Source organism: Brumimicrobium glaciale (genome assembly GCF_004152935.1).
Taxonomy (GTDB): domain Bacteria; phylum Bacteroidota; class Bacteroidia; order Flavobacteriales_D; family Crocinitomicaceae; genus Brumimicrobium; species Brumimicrobium glaciale.
Genome location: NZ_SETE01000003.1, coordinates 207,528 through 227,354, shown reverse-complemented (window position 1 = coordinate 227,354; position 19,827 = coordinate 207,528). Strand labels below are relative to the sequence as shown.

The 19,827-nt window shown below is 34.9% G+C and carries 18 protein-coding genes; 4 read left to right on the top strand and 14 right to left on the bottom strand.

All coding sequences use genetic code 11. The annotated features are described in order from the left end of the window. Positions 1–14 precede the first annotated feature (14 nt). Together ERX46_RS08240 and ERX46_RS08235 are read right to left on the bottom strand one after the other, a co-directional pair. Complete coding sequence (locus tag ERX46_RS08240; protein WP_130093386.1) at positions 15–455, bottom strand: nucleoside deaminase; 441 nt, start codon at positions 453–455, stop codon at positions 15–17. Positions 456–602: 147 nt separating this feature from the next. Next, complete coding sequence (locus ERX46_RS08235) at positions 603–818, bottom strand: hypothetical protein (protein WP_130093385.1); 216 nt, start codon at positions 816–818, stop codon at positions 603–605. 76 nt (positions 819–894) lie between these two features. Between ERX46_RS08235 and ERX46_RS08230 the strand changes: the two genes are divergently transcribed. From ERX46_RS08230 to ERX46_RS08220, 3 genes are all read left to right on the top strand, one after another. Next, complete coding sequence (locus tag ERX46_RS08230; protein WP_130093384.1) at positions 895–1,257, top strand: hypothetical protein; 363 nt, start codon at positions 895–897, stop codon at positions 1,255–1,257. Positions 1,258–1,322: 65 nt separating this feature from the next. Next, positions 1,323–2,357: a UDP-glucose 4-epimerase GalE gene (galE, locus tag ERX46_RS08225; RefSeq protein WP_130093383.1), complete on the top strand. Its 1,035-nt coding sequence runs from the start codon at positions 1,323–1,325 to the stop codon at positions 2,355–2,357. Next, positions 2,354–3,100, top strand: a complete 747-nt coding sequence (locus ERX46_RS08220; protein ID WP_130093382.1) for an outer membrane beta-barrel protein — start codon at positions 2,354–2,356, stop codon at positions 3,098–3,100. The genes galE and ERX46_RS08220 overlap by 4 nt, the downstream gene beginning before the upstream one ends. A 1,262-nt stretch (positions 3,101–4,362) precedes the next feature. Here the strand turns inward: ERX46_RS08220 and ERX46_RS08215 are convergent. The 8 genes from ERX46_RS08215 to ERX46_RS08180 form a co-directional block, all read right to left on the bottom strand. After that, positions 4,363–6,585: an NADP-dependent isocitrate dehydrogenase gene (locus ERX46_RS08215; RefSeq protein WP_130093381.1), complete on the bottom strand. Its 2,223-nt coding sequence runs from the start codon at positions 6,583–6,585 to the stop codon at positions 4,363–4,365. 272 nt (positions 6,586–6,857) lie between these two features. Next, complete coding sequence (locus ERX46_RS08210; protein WP_130093380.1) at positions 6,858–7,709, bottom strand: 5-oxoprolinase subunit C family protein; 852 nt, start codon at positions 7,707–7,709, stop codon at positions 6,858–6,860. Then, the gene (gene pxpB, locus ERX46_RS08205) at positions 7,706–8,437 is read right to left on the bottom strand and encodes a 5-oxoprolinase subunit PxpB (RefSeq protein WP_130093379.1); all 732 of its coding nucleotides are present in this window, start codon (positions 8,435–8,437) and stop codon (positions 7,706–7,708) included. The genes ERX46_RS08210 and pxpB overlap by 4 nt, the downstream gene beginning before the upstream one ends. Further along, positions 8,434–9,153 carry a LamB/YcsF family protein gene (locus tag ERX46_RS08200; RefSeq protein ID WP_130093378.1) on the bottom strand — a complete coding sequence of 240 codons (720 nt, stop codon included), beginning with the start codon at positions 9,151–9,153 and terminating at the stop codon, positions 8,434–8,436. The genes pxpB and ERX46_RS08200 overlap by 4 nt, the downstream gene beginning before the upstream one ends. Positions 9,154–9,599: 446 nt before the next feature. Continuing rightward, a complete protein-coding gene (locus ERX46_RS08195; protein ID WP_130093377.1) occupies positions 9,600–10,595 on the bottom strand; it encodes a lipoate--protein ligase in 996 nt (331 codons plus the stop codon). Positions 10,596–10,737: 142 nt separating this feature from the next. Then, the gene (locus ERX46_RS08190; RefSeq protein ID WP_130093376.1) at positions 10,738–11,199 is read right to left on the bottom strand and encodes a peroxiredoxin; all 462 of its coding nucleotides are present in this window, start codon (positions 11,197–11,199) and stop codon (positions 10,738–10,740) included. Between the two features lie 273 nt (positions 11,200–11,472). After that, positions 11,473–11,805 carry a MerR family transcriptional regulator gene (locus ERX46_RS08185; protein WP_394345117.1) on the bottom strand — a complete coding sequence of 111 codons (333 nt, stop codon included), beginning with the start codon at positions 11,803–11,805 and terminating at the stop codon, positions 11,473–11,475. 185 nt (positions 11,806–11,990) lie between these two features. Next, a complete protein-coding gene (locus tag ERX46_RS08180; RefSeq protein ID WP_130093374.1) occupies positions 11,991–12,962 on the bottom strand; it encodes a M23 family metallopeptidase in 972 nt (323 codons plus the stop codon). Between the two features lie 105 nt (positions 12,963–13,067). Between ERX46_RS08180 and alaS the strand changes: the two genes are divergently transcribed. Further along, positions 13,068–15,680 carry an alanine--tRNA ligase gene (alaS, locus tag ERX46_RS08175; RefSeq protein ID WP_130093373.1) on the top strand — a complete coding sequence of 871 codons (2,613 nt, stop codon included), beginning with the start codon at positions 13,068–13,070 and terminating at the stop codon, positions 15,678–15,680. Positions 15,681–16,118: 438 nt separating this feature from the next. Here the strand turns inward: alaS and ERX46_RS08170 are convergent, their stop codons facing one another. The 4 genes from ERX46_RS08170 to ERX46_RS08155 form a co-directional block, all read right to left on the bottom strand. Next, positions 16,119–16,901 (bottom strand): tRNA pseudouridine synthase A, encoded by a 783-nt coding sequence (locus tag ERX46_RS08170; RefSeq protein WP_130093372.1) that lies wholly within the window; start codon positions 16,899–16,901, stop codon positions 16,119–16,121. Between the two features lie 111 nt (positions 16,902–17,012). Beyond that, positions 17,013–17,309: a hypothetical protein gene (locus ERX46_RS08165; protein WP_130093371.1), complete on the bottom strand. Its 297-nt coding sequence runs from the start codon at positions 17,307–17,309 to the stop codon at positions 17,013–17,015. Positions 17,310–17,403: 94 nt separating this feature from the next. Further along, positions 17,404–17,850 (bottom strand): single-stranded DNA-binding protein, encoded by a 447-nt coding sequence (locus ERX46_RS08160; RefSeq protein WP_130093370.1) that lies wholly within the window; start codon positions 17,848–17,850, stop codon positions 17,404–17,406. Between the two features lie 405 nt (positions 17,851–18,255). Continuing rightward, positions 18,256–19,824: an O-antigen ligase family protein gene (locus ERX46_RS08155; RefSeq protein ID WP_130093369.1), complete on the bottom strand. Its 1,569-nt coding sequence runs from the start codon at positions 19,822–19,824 to the stop codon at positions 18,256–18,258. Positions 19,825–19,827 lie beyond the last annotated feature (3 nt).

Here is a 19,827-nt window from a genome sequence, read left to right as displayed (position 1 = left end):
GTTTTAAACTGACTCTAACGCTTACTTTTAAAGAAAACTTTCATTAGTTCACTGCATTCATCTGCTAAAATTCCTCCAACAATTTCTGTTGTAGGATGGAGAATATTATCATAACGCAATGCGCCACGTCTTTCGTCTTTGGCACCGTAAACCACTTTACTAATTTGCGACCAATTTAATGCTCCAGCACACATTACACAAGGTTCCAGCGTAACATAAAGAGTGCATTTCTTTAAGTATTTCCCTCCTAAATATTCTGCCGCTGATGTTATACTTTGCATTTCCGCATGAGCCGTTACATCGTTGAGTTGCTCTGTTAAATTATGACCTTTAGCAATAATCTGATTATTTGCGACAATTACCGCTCCAACAGGAACTTCATCTAAATCAAATGCACGTTTAGCTTCGTCCAAAGCTTTTCGCATAAAATAAGTATCGTCGAAGGGAGTAATCATGTCTAGTTCTTAGTTTTTGGATAAAAATATTGTCCTCAAAAGTAAATTTTATATGTGGATTAACAAACCATGAAGACTACCAAAACATTCCTTAGAAAATCTTTGTTGAATAACCCAATAATTTCATCATTTCTAAATGCGTAATTGTTAATTCTCTAATTCGTAATTGATTATTTCATCCCTTTCCACATCAATCTGGTCTATTTTCTCTTCGTTTTCGGTGTTTTCTTTTGTGTCTTCACTATCATAAATCAAATACATGAGCATTGATATAACGACTGAATAAATTAGAAAACGAACAATCATTTTCCTATTTCTAGAAAAGTTTTGATGCTTTTTAAAGTCGAATTCAGGAGTTTTCATCACTTTTATGGTAATTTTTAGTAACCTTACGTCAAAATTAACGTATTTCTTTATTATACACTACAAAGCTATAATTATGAGTTTAAAAAACTGTCCTAGTTGTCAGGAAGAATTTGAAGGAAGAAGGAACAAGAAATTTTGTTCAGTCGCTTGTAAAAATCAATTTCACAACGAAGAATACCGTAACGCTAACCACACAGTTATTAATTTGAATAAAACGCTTCAAAAGAACCGCGTAATTTTAAAAGACCTTTTTAAAGTCTACAGAAGTTCAGCGATTCCACTAACAATTCTTGAAGCGCATGGTTTTAATTCACGTTTTCACACCCATTTGTTTAATGCTCCATCAGGAGATAGATATACAATGGTTTATGAAGTTGGATATAAGACGTCTTTTGACAATCAAATTCATATTGTAGAAATGGAAGATGTTGAGTAAAATAAGGTAGTTTACTCGATTCAAATTCTTATTTTAGCGACTTTATATCTAACTTAAAATCAAATATGGATTCTAATAAGAAATACATTTTAGTTACTGGCGGAGCGGGTTATATTGGTTCACATACCGTTGTTGCATTAGTTGAAAAAGGATATACCCCTATCATTATCGACGATTTTAGAAATTCCAATAGAGATGTGATTTACCGTCTGGAAAAAATTACAAAAGAAGAAATCATTTTCTTTGATGCCGCATGTCAGGATGCTATGCGACTCAAAGGGATTTTTAGTCAGTTTCCAGTGTATGGAATTATTCATTTTGCTGCTGATAAAGCGGTGGGGGAATCTATGGAAGAACCATTAAAATACTTCAATAATAATTTCGGAAGTTTAATCAGTATGCTTGAATTAGCGAAAGAGTTTGAAATAAAACGATTCGTATTTTCTTCTAGCTGCACTGTTTATGGAGAACCAGAAAATATTCCTGTAAATGAGCAAAGTCCTGTTTCTTATAGTTCTCCTTATGGATTTACAAAGAAGGTTTGTGAAGAAATGATTCAACAATTTGTTGCAAGTTCTCCTTTTGTAAGATCAACTTTATTGCGTTATTTTAATCCGGTTGGAGCTCATGAAAGCGGAATTATTGGTGAAGAACCAGATGGGAAACCAAATAATTTACTGCCTTTTATCACGCAAACAGCAGCTGGCGTAAGGAAAGAATTAACTGTTTTTGGAGATGATTATGATACACCAGATGGAACGTGTATTCGTGATTATATTCATGTAGTTGATTTGGCTGAGGCACACGTTGCAGCTTTAGAAAACACAGATAATAGTGACGTTAATCCAATGGTTTATAATGTTGGAACAGGAACAGGAACTAGTGTTCTTGAAATGATTCAAACATTTGAAAACATTACAGGAATAAAATTGCCATATACAATCGGTCCGCGAAGAGATGGAGACATCAAGGAGATTTTTGCTAATACTGATAAAGTCAATAAGGAGTTGAACTGGAAGTCTAAAAAGACCATCACAGATGCTATTTCCTCCGCTTGGACTTTTGAAAAATACATCCGAGAATTAAGAAAAAATGAATGATAAGATTTAGTTTAATACTTGTACTTTTTATATATTCTTCTTCACTTTCTGCTCAATATGAGGTAGAAAATGAAGGATTGTATTCTAGATTTCGTCCTGGAATTGGATGGTTCTACAGTGGATTAAAACCTTTTGAAGAAGGGAAACTCCATAAATACGATCGCCTAATATTGGATGTAGTTTATAATGATTGGTATGGTGACAAAGATTATTTTGCAAGTCCACCAACTTCAATTGGCTTCAATGCTGCCTTAATGTTTGATGTCGTTTTGACCAAAGGAAACACAATGAGCTTTGGTTGGGGAGTTGGCTATAGTCATTACAGTAATAAAAGTAACTTACAATTTTTTAGAGATTTAGTGAATAAAACCACTTTAACTTCTGATTTCCCAGTGGGTTTAGAACCAAAAAGTTCAAAGTTTGGAGCTAATTACATCGAAATCCCGTTAGAATTAAGATTTAGAACCAAAGGACACAGTCATTTCAAGTTTATGATTGGAGGTAAAATCGGTTATCAATTAAACGCTTACTCAAAAGAAACTAATCGTGTTGATGGAAAAAACTACTCGACAAAACAATACAATTTCGCTGACTCCAATCCATTAAGGTATGGTGCAACAGTGAGAATTGGAATTCGTAATTGGGCAATTTATGGTGCATATTATTTCTCACCATTGTTTACTGATAGTGGAAGTGCTGATTTAACTCCTATTTCTATGGGGGTTAGTATTTCTTTGTTCTAGAGGGTTTTAAGCTGCAAGCAGTAGGCTGTGTGCGCGAATTATTTGCTTAAAGATTGGTATTTATTCTTCTCAAATTAGTCGTTTTTAACCGTTAACAGAATTTAGAGAATAGCCGTTTGTGATTTGTTAGAAATTTCCGTCATTCAGGGTTTTTTTTCTCTTGTTCAACTCAATGAAATCAACGGTTCATGAATATCCGTTTTTAATGGATAATGAAAATTCACCACTATCGGTTATGATTTTTAGCGGTTTTCTAGTGATATCATCCTCTGTATCTCTGTAGAATTTGGGTTTTAACGCTAGTCGTTTTTAACCGTTAGCAGAGATTAAAGAATAGTCGTTTGTTATTTGTCAGAAATTTCCGTCATTCAGGGGTTTTTTATCTCTTGATCAACTCAATGAAATCAACGGTTCTTGAATAGCCGTTTTTAACGGTTAATGAAAACTCACCACTATCGGTTATAATTTTTAGCGGTTTTCGAGTGATATTATCCTCTGTATCTCTGTAGAATTAGGGTTTGAGCGCTAGTCGTTTTTAACCGTTAGCAGAGATTAAAGAATAGCCGTTTGTGATTTGTTAGAAATTTCCGTCATTCAGGGGTTTTTTATCTCTTGATCAACTCAATGAAATCAACGGTTCTTGAATAGCCGTTTTTAACGGTTAATGAAAATTCACCACTATCGGTTATGATTTTTAGCGGTTTTCTAGTGATATCATCCTCTGTATCTCTGTGGAATTAAGGTTTTAACGCTAGTCGTTTTTAACCGTTAGCAGAAATTAGAGAATAGTCGTTTGTGATTTGTCAGAGATTTCCGTCATTCAAGGGTTTTTTATCTCTTGTTCAACTCAACGAAATCAACGGTTCATGAATAGCCGTTTTTAACGGTTAATGAAAATTCACCACTATCGGTTATGATTTTTAGCGGTTTTCTAGTGATATCATCCTCTGTATCTCTGTGGAATTAAGGTTTTAACGCTAGTCGTTTTTAACCGTTAGTGAAAGCGTGAGAATAAGAGCTTCTGAATTGTCAGAGATTTTAGTAGTTCAAGGATTCTTTATCACCTCTTCAACTTAGTAAACTCAAGAGTTCATGAATAGCCGTTTTTAACGATTAAAAAAGCTTCCTACCAAAAAAAAACACCCCGCAGAACTGAATCCACGAGGTGTTTTAAATGTTATGGTATGTTGTGGTTTGCCTTGTATGTTTGCTCTAGAGCATGCCTACATATGCACAAACCAACATATTTCTATACCTATTTCCTAAAACTTCAACACTTCATTGAAAGTAGCACTTGGACGCATAACTTTGTTAATGTTCGCTTCTGGTGCGTTATAATAACCTCCAATTGGTGCTGGACTTCCTTGAACTGCGTTCAATTCTTTAACGATTTTATCTTCGTTTACAGCCAATTTCGCTGCGATTGGTTCAAATTTCGCTTTCAATTCAGCATCTTCTGATTGATTCGCTAATTCTTGTGCCCAATACATTGCCAAGTAGAAGTGACTTCCTCTGTTGTCCAATTCATTCACTTTACGTGAAGGAGATTTTCCTGACATTAACAATTTCACAGTTGCGTCATCTAAACAAGTCGCTAAAACTTTCGCTTTTGGATTGTCAGTAAATTCAGAATAATGCTCTAAAGAAACAGCCAATGCTAAGAATTCACCTAATGAATCCCAACGTAAATGGTTTTCTTCTAGTAATTGTTCAACGTGTTTCGGTGCAGATCCTCCAGCTCCAGTTTCGAAAAGACCACCTCCGTTCATTAATGGAACGATAGATAACATTTTCGCACTTGTTCCAACTTCTAAAATTGGGAATAAGTCTGTTAAATAGTCACGCAATACGTTTCCTGTTACAGAAATTGTGTCTTTTCCTTCTTTAACGCGTTTCAATGAGAACATTGTAGCGTCAAATGGCGACATGATTTGAATAGCTAATTTTGATGTGTCGTAATCTTTCAAATACAAGTTTACTTTCTTGATTAACTCGCGGTCATGCGCACGGTTTTCATCCAACCAAAATACTGCTGGAAGTCCACTTGCTTTTGCACGATTAATAGCCAATTTTACCCAATCCTTAATTGGTTCGTCTTTGGCTTGACACATTCTCCAAATATCTCCTTCTTCAACCGTGTGCTCTAACAAAACTTTGTCGTTTGCATCGATTACACGAACTGTTCCGTTTGAAGGGATTTCGAATGTTTTATCGTGAGAACCATATTCTTCCGCTTTTTGTGCCATTAAACCAATGTTTGAAACACTTCCCATTTTTGCTGGGTCAAAAGCTCCATGCTCGATACAGAAATCGATTGTTGCTTGGTAAATACTAGCATAAGAACTGTCTGGAATAACCGCTTTTGTATCTTGCGGATTTCCGTCTTTGTTCCACATTTGTCCTGATGTACGAATCATTGCTGGCATTGAAGCATCAATAATTACGTCACTAGGAACGTGTAAATTTGTAATTCCTTTGTCAGAATTTACCATTGCGATAGCTGGACCGTTCTCCATTGCTGCATTCAAATCTTTTTGAATATCTGCTTTTTCGTAATCTGGTAAATCTTCGATTCTACTCAATAAATCTCCTAAACCGTTGGTAACATCTACACCAATTTTTTCAAATGTTGCCGCATGTTTATCAAAAACAGGCTTGAAGAAAGTACGCACTGCATGACCAAAAATGATAGGGTCTGAAACCTTCATCATTGTTGCTTTCATGTGCAATGAGAACAGAACTCCCTTAGCTTTTGCGTCTTTAATTTGTTCATCTAAGAATTTAATCAAAGCTTTTTTACTCATTATGGTAGCGTCAATCACTTCCCCTTTAAGTAAATCTAAATTGTCTTTTAAAACCGTTTTGCTTCCGTTTGCATCTAGTTCGATACGCACTTTTGTAGCATCATTTAAAGTTACAGATTTCTCGTTAGACATGAAGTCACCTTCCGTCATTGTAGAAACATGTGTTTTAGAATCTGAACTCCAAGCACCCATTCTGTGTGGATTCTGCTTAGCAAATTCCTTCACTGCTCTTGGTGCACGTCTGTCTGAGTTACCTTCACGTAAAACAGGATTCACCGCACTACCTTTTGCCGTATCGTATTTGGCCTTAATCGCTTTTTCGTCGTCGTTTTTAGGCTCCTCAGGATAATCTGGTAAAGGATATCCGTGAGATTGTAATTCGCTAATTGCTTTCTTGATTTGCGTTACAGAAGCTGAAACGTTTGGTAATTTGATAATATTTGCCTCAGGCCTTTTTACCAATTCCCCAAGCTCCGCCAAATCATCAGCTACTTGCTGTTCTTTTGTTAATAATTCTGGGAATTTAGAAAGGATTCTTCCCGCTAAGGAAATATCTCTTGTTTCAAATTCAATTCCAGCCTGACTTCCAAATGCACGAATTACCGGCAATAAAGAATGTGTAGCCAACATTGGAGCTTCATCCGTCAGCGTGTAAATGATGTTTGATTTAATCGGTGCCATACCTTATTTTGTTTTGTGAGCAAACGCTCGATTATCGTATTTTTTCCAGTTGCAAAGGTAGGAAATAATTATTAATGGTTAATTGTCAATGTTTAATTGTTAACGCCATTAGCGCTAGTCGGGAATACACTTATTGGATAGTTATTTATCCGCCATTAGTTGGCATGCGTACCGACGTTTCCCTAAAGAGCCAACCACAATTTCGACGAAGTAGAAATTCAATACAAACCCGCGTTAACAATTAATAATTAAACATTAATAATTATTAGCTGTTATATCAAGTGAAAAGTCGCTTCATAACCCTCTCCAATTTCACATTGAGATAAGCTATTCATTGCATAATCTGTAAGTTGAAGCACACGAGAATATCCACCTGTCGTTTGGGCATCGCGCATTAAAACAATCAATTGTCCAGAAGGCGTGAGTTGAACTGTTCCAGGCTGAACGGGTGCTGTAATAATTTCTGGGGCGCTGATTTCGGGTGTATTTCCCATTTGAATAGCCATTCTGTTACTACTTGGATCTACAAAGTATTTTTGATTCAATAGCTTTTCTTTTTGCTCCTTGCTTAATAAATTGAAATCTGGTCCTGGATAAACATCCATTTTTGTTCTGCAAAATTTATCGTGAACAGGAATCACTCGTGCATTGAAATTTGTGTCTTTAAATTTCGTCTTTACATAAACTAAATGCATTCCTTTAAACAACTTTGCTTGAGGAAGTAAAATTGGATGAAAACTAGAACTATTGAGTATTTTTTCGGTCGAAAACCCTCCTAATATGCCCAAATACCCATAATTTCCTTTAAAAACATGTCCAATTTCTAAAGTACTTTCTGCTGGAACATAAATTGGTGAGGCATGAGAAATTATTTTCCCATTCAATTTACAATGGAATTCTGCACCAGTTAATACAATAAAAGTTTCTGCATAGAAATACAATGTTGGTCCATTAATAGTAAACTCGATTACAGGCGCCAATTCCTCATGCTGCAATAAATGATTGGCCAAAATATAAGCGTGTTGATCCATCGCTCCACTTACAGGAACACCTTGTTCGCGGTAACTTAGTCGACCTGCATCTTGAATGGTGCTGTGTATTCCCGGATGTATAACTTCAATCATTTGTAAGTCTTTTTTTGAATGGAATAACTTCCAGATTTTACTTCTTCTTCTATATTTTTATAGGTAGCATAATCAATAGATTCAAAACGAATATGATCTCCAGCTTTAAACAAAGATGGATTTTCAATTTCAGTATTAAAAAAGTTCAAAGGACTTCTGCCAATAATATTCCAACCTCCTGGCGATTCACTGGAATAAATTCCTGTTTGTGTTCCAGCAATTCCTACTGAACCAGAACTAACCTTAACTCTTGGGCTGGCTTTTCTAGGGTGAGATATTTTCTTGCTCATTCCACCTAAGTATGGAAAGCCAGGTAAAAAACCGATAAAATAAACGGGATAAATAGGCTTAGTGTGAATTTTTATAATTTTTGAAACGCTTATGTTCTTACTTTGAGCAATTTCATCAATATCTAGTGCGAAAGGAGCTTCGTAACAAACGGGTACAGTATATAGGGTAGAACTTTCTTTAAATTCCTCTAGAAGATTCGCCTCATTAAATTTTCTCACAAATAATTCAATAGCGATGTCAACAGAAACATCTGGTTTCAAGTAAAATGCACTTTCATGATAGGCAATTGTAAATCCATCTATAATTTCTGAAAATGAATTAGATAAAAAATGAGTGTATTGTGTTAAAGCCTTATGAATTTTATGATCAATTTTTTCAGGATAGCGCAAGAGAATCCCATGGTCTCCAAATTGTGAAATTGTGGGTTTCTTCTTCATGGCTTCAATTTTTCTAGTTTAAATTTAATGTATTTTAAAATTTTTACCGCATTCGGATGGTCTCCATGAATACAAAATGTATCTGCTTTTATGTCCATCACCTCTCCCGAAATTACATTAATTTTATTTAAATACAATATTGAATAAAGTTGTTCCCAAACTTCTTCGGGATTTTCGATAAGTGCATTTGGATGTTTTCGACTCACCAAACGCAAGTCTATAGTGTATCGTCGATCAATAAAAGCTTCGTTATGAATTATATGATTTTTCTTTCCTAATTGGTCTAAAAATTCATTTTTCATGGTGTAAATAGATGTTTTCAGGCCTAAATCATCCAAAACGTTTAAAAATAGCTCGGCTTTATTTCTGTCATTTATCACATCATGATACAAAGCGCCATGAGGTTTTATATGATGAACATCAACATTGTTTTTTACTGCGATTTCATAAAAAGTAGACAATTGATGAGTTAAGCTTTCCTTTAAATCTTCATCACTAATTTTAGGTCGAATTCTTCCAAAGTTTTCTAAGTCTGGATAGGAGGGATGTGCACCAATTTTAACATTGTGCTTTTTCGCTAATGAAATGGCCCTTTGCATCGAATCAATATCTCCAACGTGTCCACCAGTTGCAATATTACATGAACTCAAATAAGGCATGATCTCTTCGTCTTGTCCAGCCATTTCTCCTAAATCCGCGTTTATATTGATTTGCATGGCAAAAAGATAGTGATTAATTATTAAAGTTTAAGGTTTAATGATTAACGGGGTTTGCGCTGGATACCAATTTCAACGCTCGTTAAACATTAAGAATTAACCATTAAACATTATTTTTTAAGGTTGAATGATTAACGTGTGTTTGCGCTGGACAGACTTTTTTCATGATTAGTTAGTTGTTTAAGGTGTTGTGACTATTGTGGTTTGCGTTTTACTTCTTTGTGGAAAAGACAGCCTCAATTTCTACGCATTAGCGACACAATATCAATTCGTTAAAGAACTTCTCCGACCCATGGAGGATTAATAACCAGCCATTAACCATTAGTTTTTAATGATAAAGGCTGTTTTTTCTGGAGCGTTTACTGGAAGAAATAACCTTAGTTTCTATGTGTTATTGAGTTATTATCAATCTGTTAGATATTGGGAATTAAATATTAAATCAATCCTTAAAAATTAATAATTAAGTCTACAAGTTCCTCTTTCTCGAAAGCGCCAAAATAATTGTTCACATCAACATCTTTCAATGCTTTTTCAATTGAGGGCTTATCATAAGGAATTCCAATCAATAATTTCTCTAATTCCTCAACAGAATCTCTCCCAAAGAAATCTCCGAAAATATTAACCTCTTTGATCAAGCCTTTTTCAACGAAAATTCGGACATCAATTTCTCCTACCGAAAAGCGCTTATTATTCTGGATATTGAACTTTGGAGCTCTGCCGTAATTCCATTTCCAAGTATCGTATTTTTCTTCTTTGAGTTTGTGAACCGCTTTCCACTCTTCATCTGTAAGGCGATAAGTTTCAAAATCTTCTGATTCTGAAAATAATCCTTTGAGTAATAAAGCTCTGAATTCTTCAATTGACAGTGGTTCTTTTAGAAACTCACTGATGTTAGCCACACGACTTCGCACCGATTTATGTCCTTTGGATTCTAACTTACTTGGCTTCACATTCAATGCATTCGCTACTTCTCCAAGATCGGTATTGTACAATAATGTTCCGTGGCTAATCATTCTTTTTCCTGTAGAAAATTGAGCTGTTCCAGAAATTTTCTTTTCTCCAACCAAAATATCATTTCGACCTTTAAGTTCTGCATCCAATCCTAAATCGTTCAACACCTTAATAACAGGTTCGGTGAATTTTTTAAAATTGTGCATTTGCGTAATATCATGATTGGTGATAAAACTAAAATTCAAGTTCCCAAAATCATGATAAACTGCACCACCTCCGCTTACTCTTCTCACAACATGGATATTATTGTTGTCGATATAATCTTGATTGACCTCTTCAATTGTGATTTGATTTTTCCCAATTATAATTGAAGGTTCGTTGATGTAAAACAATAAATAATCGTTTTCTGCACTAAAATTTCGAACGATATATTCTTCTAACGCAAGATTTAAATGAGGATCTGTGATGCCTTGGTTTTCTACAAAAATCATAATTCAGTATTTAGTAGGGAGTCTTGAGGCTTTTAGTTCGTCCCAAAGTTCGCTATTTTGTATGTTTATAAAAGTAAGAAATTAGATTAAGAAAGAAGTGGATTTCTCTCCCTACTCAATACTCCTTACTGTGAGGCTTTGGTTATTTTAGTTCACCTAAAATTGCCAAAGCCTCACTCACGTGCTGATCAAATTTCAATTGTGAATTAAAAACACCTTTCACAACACCTTTTTTATCAATCACGTAGGTCACTCTACCAGGAATCAATCCTAATAAATTCGTTGGTACACCAAATGCCTTTCTTACTTGCTTATCAGAATCGGCCAATAAAGTAAACGGTAATTTGTGTTTCTCAGCGAATTTCTTGTGACTTTTTTCATCATCACTTGAAATACCAATCACTTTAGCACCAGCAGAAATAAAATCTTCATAAGCATCCCTAAAAGAACAGGCTTGCTTAGTACAGCCAGCAGTTTCATCTTTTGGATAAAAATAAATCACTAAATTATCTTTCCCGATAGCATCTTCAATGTTGAATGCTTTTCCGTCTTGGTTCTTCAATGTGAACAATGGACATTTATCTCCTGCTTCTATAGATTTCATTTTTTTTCTTTTAATTGATATTGGTGAACTGTTATCCGAAAGTTGTCGCATGTTTAAAGCGAACGATGTCAAATTTTGGATGAGCGTTTCTCTTATAAATTTAACAAAATTGGAACTGATTTGTTTGAACAAACTAATGATGGATCAAGTCAGAAGATTAAAAGGACACAATTATAATAATAAGGTTGAACCATTCCGACCTCTCCCTTTTTTCTTCTTTGCGAATCTCTGCTCCTCTGCGAATCTCTGCGTTATTCTTCTTCTTACTCTTATTTACCTCAAAGCCCTCAGTTTCTCCCTGATCCCTTCCAATCTCCCAATCAATTCTTCTTTATTCAATTCTGGCTGGGTAAGGATTACTTCTCCACTTTTCAATGCTTTTTTAGCACCTTCAAGTGTATGTCCATCAACTTTAACCAATTGATAAATATTCTGAAGTTCTAAGACACTTTTTGGAGAGAACAAGCGATTTCCTTTGTTGTTTTTCTTAGGTTTAATTGATGGAAATTCTTTTTCCCAGAAACGTATCAATGAAGTGTTTACATCAAACATTTCAGCCACTTCACCAATGGAATAATACAATTTCGTTAATTCAGACGCTTTAATCATAGCTTAAGATAGTTCAGGCTAAATTAATGAAAATAAAGCAATCTAATGAGAAAGTTTAGTTAGTAATCTACAACTTTAGATAAATAATTTTACAATTGCGTTCGCATGAAGATTCGGAAACTGATATTCCAAAAGCTATACTACGGTAATTGATAATTCGTAATTAACAATTCGTAATTAATCTAGTCCATCGACTTCATCGCATTCTTAGAAATCTCAACGATTTTCTCATACTGCTCTGGTGTTAAATCAGAGTGGAAATAATCGATAGGACTTACTTTATGTCCATCTTTTTCAACTTCATAATGCAAGTGAGACCCAGTAGATTTACCAGTACTTCCAACCAATCCAATAAGGTCACCACGCTTTACAGCATCACCTTCCTTCACTAGAAAAGAACTTAAATGCGCATAACGCGTTTTGTATCCAAATCCATGATTGATCACGATTTCCTTACCATAACCCCAGCTGTTAACGCGGGTTTCTTCAACCACACCTTTTCCTGTTGCATAAACATCTGTTCCTACGGGCGCAGAGAAATCAACACCCCAATGCATTTTACGTGTTCCATAAACGGGGTCAATTCTCCAGCCATAACCAGATGCCATTTTCTTTAATTCTTTATTGTTAACTGGTTGAATCGCTGGTAAAGACGCTAATCTACTTTCGCGTTCTTTTGCCAATGAAACCAATTCTTTGAAGGATAAACTTTGTGCGTGTAATTTTCTTTCTACCTCATCTAATTTAGAAATGGATTCGATGAGCAGTTCACTGTTTGACATTTTCTTGTATGAATTGTAGGCATCACTCCCTCCAACTCCCATCAATCTCAATTCTTCAGGAAATTCACTTGCTCCCAAAGCAGTTCTGTATAATTCTTCGTCACGTTTTTTAATTACTTCCGTAACGCGATCAACTAATTCTAATCTTTTTTGAACGTTTTCAAATTCTCCTTTTAATTCAAGGATTTCTTTTTGAAGTGCTTTTTCTTTTGGAGAATCTATTCTGTAAGCAATGAAGAAAGCAAATATTAAACTCAAAACGATTGTTGGAGCAATAAATATAAACCCACGTAGGACACGTTCCCCTATTGATCGCTTAACTTTTTCGTAAGAAAGCGTTTTTTGATTGTACCTGAACTTTGTCTTTGACATTATTTAACTTGTAAAACATCGCAAAATTATGTAAATAATCTAACTTTGCAAAATCGTTAACTTTGATTAACACATTTAAGACCATAATTTTTTAAAGGAATCCCAATGATACTCGAAGAAATCAGAAATAAATTCCTCTCTTTTTTTGAAGAGAAAGGACACACAATTGTGCCTTCCGCACCGATGGTAATAAAAGATGATCCGACCTTGATGTTTACGAACGCAGGTATGGTTCCATTTAAAGAATTTTTCTTGGGAAATGCCATTGCCAAGGACAAACGTGTGACTGATACTCAAAAATGTTTGCGTGTTTCAGGAAAGCACAATGACTTGGATGAAGTGGGTGTCGATACTTATCACCACACCATGTTCGAAATGCTAGGAAACTGGTCTTTCGGAGATTATTTCAAAGAAGAATCTATTGCTTGGGCTTGGGAATTACTGACAGAAGTCTACGGAATTGACAAGAACAATCTTTACGTTACCATCTTTGAAGGAGACGAAAAAGACGGTGTTCCAAGAGATACTGAATCTTATGATTTCTGGAAAAAATGGATTGCTGAGGATAGAATTATTGAAGCAAATAAAGACGATAACTTCTGGGAAATGGGCGAAATGGGACCTTGTGGACCTTGTTCTGAAATTCACGTAGATATTCGTTCCGATGAAGAAAAGAAAAAAGTTGATGGTAAAACATTGGTGAATAAAGATCATCCTCAAGTAATTGAAGTATGGAATTTAGTATTTATTCAATTCAATAGAAAAGCAGATGCTAGTTTAGAGAAATTACCAGAGACGCACATTGATACTGGAATGGGATTAGAGCGTTTAGCTATGGTTCTGCAAGGAGTTCAATCGAATTATGATATTGATTTATTTCAAAAATTGATTGGGCAAATCGTGAAACAGTCTGGTTTTGAATACGGAAAAACCGAAACAACAGACATCGCTTTACGCGTAATTGCAGATCACGTGCGGGCGATTGCATTCTCTATTTCTGATGGACAATTGCCGTCAAATACTGGAGCTGGATATGTAATTCGTCGTATTTTGAGAAGAGCTGTGCGTTACGGATATCAAACTTTGAAAATGAATGAACCATTCTTGGCTCCTTTAAGTAAAGTTTTAATTCAAGAAATGGGTGAAGCTTTCCCAGAATTGGTTGACAATAAAACATTGATTGAAAATGTAATTCGTGAAGAAGAATTGAGTTTTTTCAAGACTTTAGAACAAGGAATTAAACGCATTGAAATAATCTTAGAAAATCAAAAAGCTGAAGGGATCAAACAAATTCCTGGAGAACAAGTTTTTGAATTGTATGACACTTTCGGATTCCCTTATGATTTAACAGAATTGATGGCTAGAGAAGCTGGAATGACATTAGATCAAGCAGGATTTGATAAAGCTTTAAAAGTTCAGAAAGACCGTTCTCGTTCGGCGACTTCTCTAAAAACTGATGATTGGACAGAAGTTCAAAAAGACGATAAAGAAGAGTTTATTGGGTACGACCATTTGGAAGCGGATGTGAAAATTACGCGTTACAGAAAAGTAGAACAAAACAAGAAAACTTTTTATCAATTGGTATTTAACTTGACTCCATTTTATCCGGAAGGAGGTGGACAAGTTGGAGATAAAGGACACATTGAATTTGATGGAGAAAAGATTTCAGTTTTCGACACTAAAAAAGAAAACAATCTGATCGTTCATTTAGTAAAAGGCTTACCAAAAAATCCAAGCGCGACATTTAAAGCAGTTGTGAATTCTGGAAATAGAGCACTTTCAGCAGCAAATCACAGTGCTACTCACCTTTTGCATCATGCATTGCGCACTGTTTTAGGAGATCACGTAGTTCAAAAAGGTTCTTTGGTGAATCCAGAATATTTACGTTTTGACTTCTCACACTTTTCAAGAGTTTCAGAGGAGGAATTGATTCAAATTGAGCAAATCGTAAATGATTTAATTCGTCAGAACGCGCCATTAAATGAAATGCGTGACACACCAATAAAAGAAGCACAAGAGCTTGGAGCGACTATGTTATTTGGTGAAAAATATGGCGATACAGTTCGTGTAATTCAATTTGGTGATTCCATGGAATTATGTGGAGGAACTCACGTTCAAGGAACAGGAAATATTGGATGGTTTAAAATCATTTCTGAAGGTTCTGTTGCATCTGGAATTAGAAGAATTGAAGCGATTTCAAGTCAAACTGCGGAGCAATACATCAATAATAAATTGGAGCAATTGAGTAATGTGAATGCATTATTTAAGAACACAAAGAACGTTGTTCAATCGGTGGAAGAGATCTTGGAAAGCAATAACCGCATGCAAAAGCAATTAGAAAAAATTGAAAAAGAGCGTGCAAAAGACATTAAAGCAGATTTAAAGAAAAGCATCGTTGAGAAAGACGGAATGAATTTCATAGAAGCAATTGTTCCATTGGATGGTGGAGCGATTAAAGATGTGCTGTTCCAATTAAAAGGAGAAGTTGCGAACTTATTTGCTGTAATTGGTGGGGAAAGTGACGGAAAATGCACTTTGACTGTCATTATTGATGAAGCATTAGTGAAAGCCAAAGATTTACATGCCGGAAATATTATTCGTTCAGCAGCGAAACATATCCAAGGTGGAGGTGGTGGACAACCATTCTTTGCAACTGCGGGTGGAAAGAAGCCGGAGGGACTGAAAGATGCTATTGCGGAAGTGAAAGCGTTGATTTAAGGATTAGAAGAATTACGCGGAGATTCGCAAAGGTGCAGAGATTCGCAAAGAAAGAAAAGAATTACGCAGCGTTACTGTGAGTTTTCGCAAAGAAGGCACAGAGAAAGAAAGTTAAAGAGATTCCTCAGTCGTTTCACTTCATCCGGAAGGACAGGTTAGGAGGTGGGGTATCAAAAAAGAGGAGGAAGACATTGAAGCTATGCTTCAATGTCTTCCTCCTCTTTTTTGACTTTAAAACTATGTAACTTGTCATCCCGAAAAGCATTTAAAATCTTCGATTTTGATGATTGAGGGATCTCTTTTTAAAACTATAAATTTATATTTTACAAACGTTCTCCTTTTTTCTTTGCTAAACTCTGCGCTACCTTACCTTCATAACTCCTCTACCTTTGCGAGCCTCTGCGAAAACTTTGCGTAACTCCGCGTCACCTTTTCACCTTACTTTAGGAACTCAACTTCATGCAACTGCAAGCCCGAAGCCGGAGCATTATAAGACAATTTAACTCGATTCTCTCCGTCAAGCGTCTCCAAAAACTCTTCCCAAGTCTTTTCATGCTGACCTAGTTCGAAGAGCATTCCCATCATTAATCTTATTTGATTTCTCTTAAACCCTATTCCTCGGACTTTTACTACGAAACTTTTCTCTGGGAAAAATGATGCTGTGAGTTCTGTATTTTCTATGAGTTCGCAAGAAAGTACTTCACCAATTGTTTTTGTTTCAGGATTAGGTCGAAACGTATAGGAATAGAAATCTCGTTTACCCACAAATAACACTGCTGCTTTTTGCATTATTTCTATATCTAAATCACTTAAGATATTACACATAAAAGCCGCACAATACGGATGGAACTTTTCTCCGTAAGCGAAATAATAATGATATTCCTTTACTTTTTCTGATTGAATAATATTGAATTCTGCATTCGTTGGTTCAACGGAAAGCGCTTTTACATCGGCAGGCAAATTGTTATTAAAATCCTTTAAAAAAAAATCTAAATCCTCAATTTTTTGATCAGTAAAAACCTCAATAAATGTATGATTAACGGAAACTTTTGCATCTGTTCTTCCGGAAGCTAAAACTTTGCTTGCTGTGTCTGGCAGCACCCAATTAAGGGTTTTAGTGATCATTTCTTGTACTGTGATTACGTTGGGTTGTTTTTGCCAACCATGATAACGAAATCCCAAGTATTGAATTTCCATTAAATAATAAAACCTTGTTCTCATATCAATAATGCAATTCTGTGTGATACCAATTTCTGAAAATGGGTTTGAAGATATAAAAAAAGCAGTCCTTTTCGGGAACTGCTCTTTATAAATTAAATATTTTAGTGAGAATTAATTACTCTCTTCTTTTCGTATTGGTTCAGCTTTTTTCAATTTTTCGCTTTTTACAGGCTCAATGTTTCTTGCTTTTTTCTTTACAACTTTTGGCTCAGTAACCTCTTTAGTTTCAGCTTGAGGTTTCGCAATAAGTTCTTCGTTTGAAGATCGTGCTTTCTTTAACTTAACCGTCTCTTCTTTCATAGGTTCTGCTTTCACAGTTCTAGACAATTCTCGTTTTTTTTCTTGAGCAAAAGATGGAGCAGCTAACAATAATGCAAAAGCTCCTAATAATATCATTGATTTTTTCATCGTCTTATTTTTTAAGTAAATATAGAATTTTTTTAAACTAATTTCAAATAATCAATTTCCGTTCCATAAATGGTTTGGTTCCTTTTATAAAAGCCTAAAAATCATCTTCATTAAGCGTAAACTCATCCATTCCACCATACAAATCGTCATTATTATCATTTTCCTCATTGAAATCATCATCCGATGAAGCGGTGGTATTTTTACTTGATCTTAGAATATTAGTTCTGGCAATATTTAATCGAATTTCAGTTTTGATTGTTCCATCTTCTTGTTGAAATGCTTTAGCATAAGGTGTCCCAACGATTTCGACTAAAGCTCCACTTTTTAGAAAATCTAGAATTCTCATATTAGAGCCTTCTTTCTTCCAGATGGTGCAATTCACCCAAGTAGTTTTTGTGCGCGATTCTCCAGTTCTTTTGTCCCTCCAATTTTTATTATGAGCTACTGGAAAGTTAATTGCAACCACTCCTCTGTCCATTTTTCTAACTGTTGCGTCTTTACCTAAATTACCTATTAATCTTGTCTCAAATACCGTTGCCATGTTTGTGTTTTTCTTTTTGAATTTTTATAAGTCTGAGTTGTTTTTAAAATCTAAATATAGTTAATCAGGGAGGAATTGACAAATGATAGTTTTTAAATGAAAAATGAAAGTTTTTAAATGAAAAGTGAAAAATGATAAATGAAAAATGGAAAACTGTGCTAATCACAAATCTTTAATTTTTCGATCCGATATCCATCGGATGAAGGATCTCTTATGTATTACCAATTGTTCAGTTTGTAAATGTTTTGGGGTAAAGAAGAGGATAAGCATTTTTAATTATTTTTTCACTTTAAAAATCTGATTTGTTTTTAAAATCTAATTATAGTCAAACTAAAGTGAATTGGAAAATGATAATTTTAAATGAAAAGTGAAAAATTACGTTGACCACGCATTTTTCATTTTTAATTATTCATTTTTAATTATTTGTTCTTTGTTCTTTTTCCAAAAATTCATCAAAGCCGAAATACCTAAGAAAAAAGCAATATAAGTTACTCCTTGTTGCGTTTCGATGGTGTCTTCGGATAAGAATGAACCAATTGCTATTAAAGTAAAACATATACCAATAAGGTTGTTTAGCTTGATATTTCTCCATAAAAACCAAAGCCAAAATCCGGTAAAGACAACAAATCCAAAGATTCCAAAGCTGATCCAAAAAGTCATGAATTGATTGTGTGCTCGGTTCCAATGTACTTCATCCAATTGCGAGTTAGACAGAATGTAAGCTTGATTAAATTCTTCTTGTAAATCGCCAGTTCCAACTCCAATTAACCAATTGTTTTTGATGATTAATTTCCCTGTTTTCCAATGTTCAAACCTTTGTAATAATGAATTTCCGTCGGGATCTCCACCTATTGAATAATGAAAAACTTCATTTCTTAATCCTGCTAATCTAGATTCAAAAGTGCCGTAAGTATGGCGAATCGATGACATACTTTGTTCTACATTCTTGATGTCTTGATCCGACATAGATGCCATTCCTGCTTTGTCTTTGGTTAGTCCTTTTGACGTCATGTAGCGGAGTAAAATTCCTTTTAAATCATATCCGGTATCTAACTTTTCGCGAAAATCTATTTCTGAACGCTTATTCCATGCTTTTTCTAATTCATTTCCAGCAATTAAAGATAAAACATGATGTCCATTTTCAAACCACAAAGAAGTTGTATCGTTAAAATATTTTTCTCCATTTTCACTATATTCCGGAAGGTTTTTAAACGCTGCGAAAGGTTCATCAGGAACTAAATAATCATACAATTTGAATACTCCAATTCCTAAAATACTTAGAAAGCAAACGGCAGTAATCACTTTTATAGAATTGGATTTAACTGTTTTGATAAAATAAATAAAGCAACCCAAGAGAAGAAATAAAAGCGCTACGTAACCACTAAAAACCTGACTTGTAATAGTGTAGTAGGAAAACCAAGAAATTAGAATCACATAAATAATCCACATTTTCCTGTTTTGTAAAAGCAAATAAATCGACAGTAATGTACCTGTTACAATGAGCAAACCATATCGGATATGTGAGCCGAAAAGAGAGAAATCTCTATAGTCTTCTGCTTCATTGCCCAACATGAACTTGATATTCACAAATGAGGTAATCAATAAAGCGATTAAGAAACCATAAAAAACGTAGTTTAAAAACCGCTCTTTAATTGGATAAGCGATCAAAACGATTGGAATCGCTAAAAATGGAAGCTTGGTATTCAAATCTCGTAAGGCGTAGGACATATCTGTTGTGTACAGCAAGCCCAAAAGATGAAACGCTAAAACAAGGATTACAAACCAGAAAACGAAATTCTTTTTACATCTTTCCCAAGCTCCTTTAAAATCCGCATTAAGCAAAAAGTTTACCGCCAAAATCAGCGTCGCTAAAGACATCACAACTTTGCTCACTGGAATTCCAACAGCAAGAGCAAAAACGGCAAACATATTAATGTTGTCGTGTGTTTTAGGACCGAAGAAACGGTTAAGCATGCA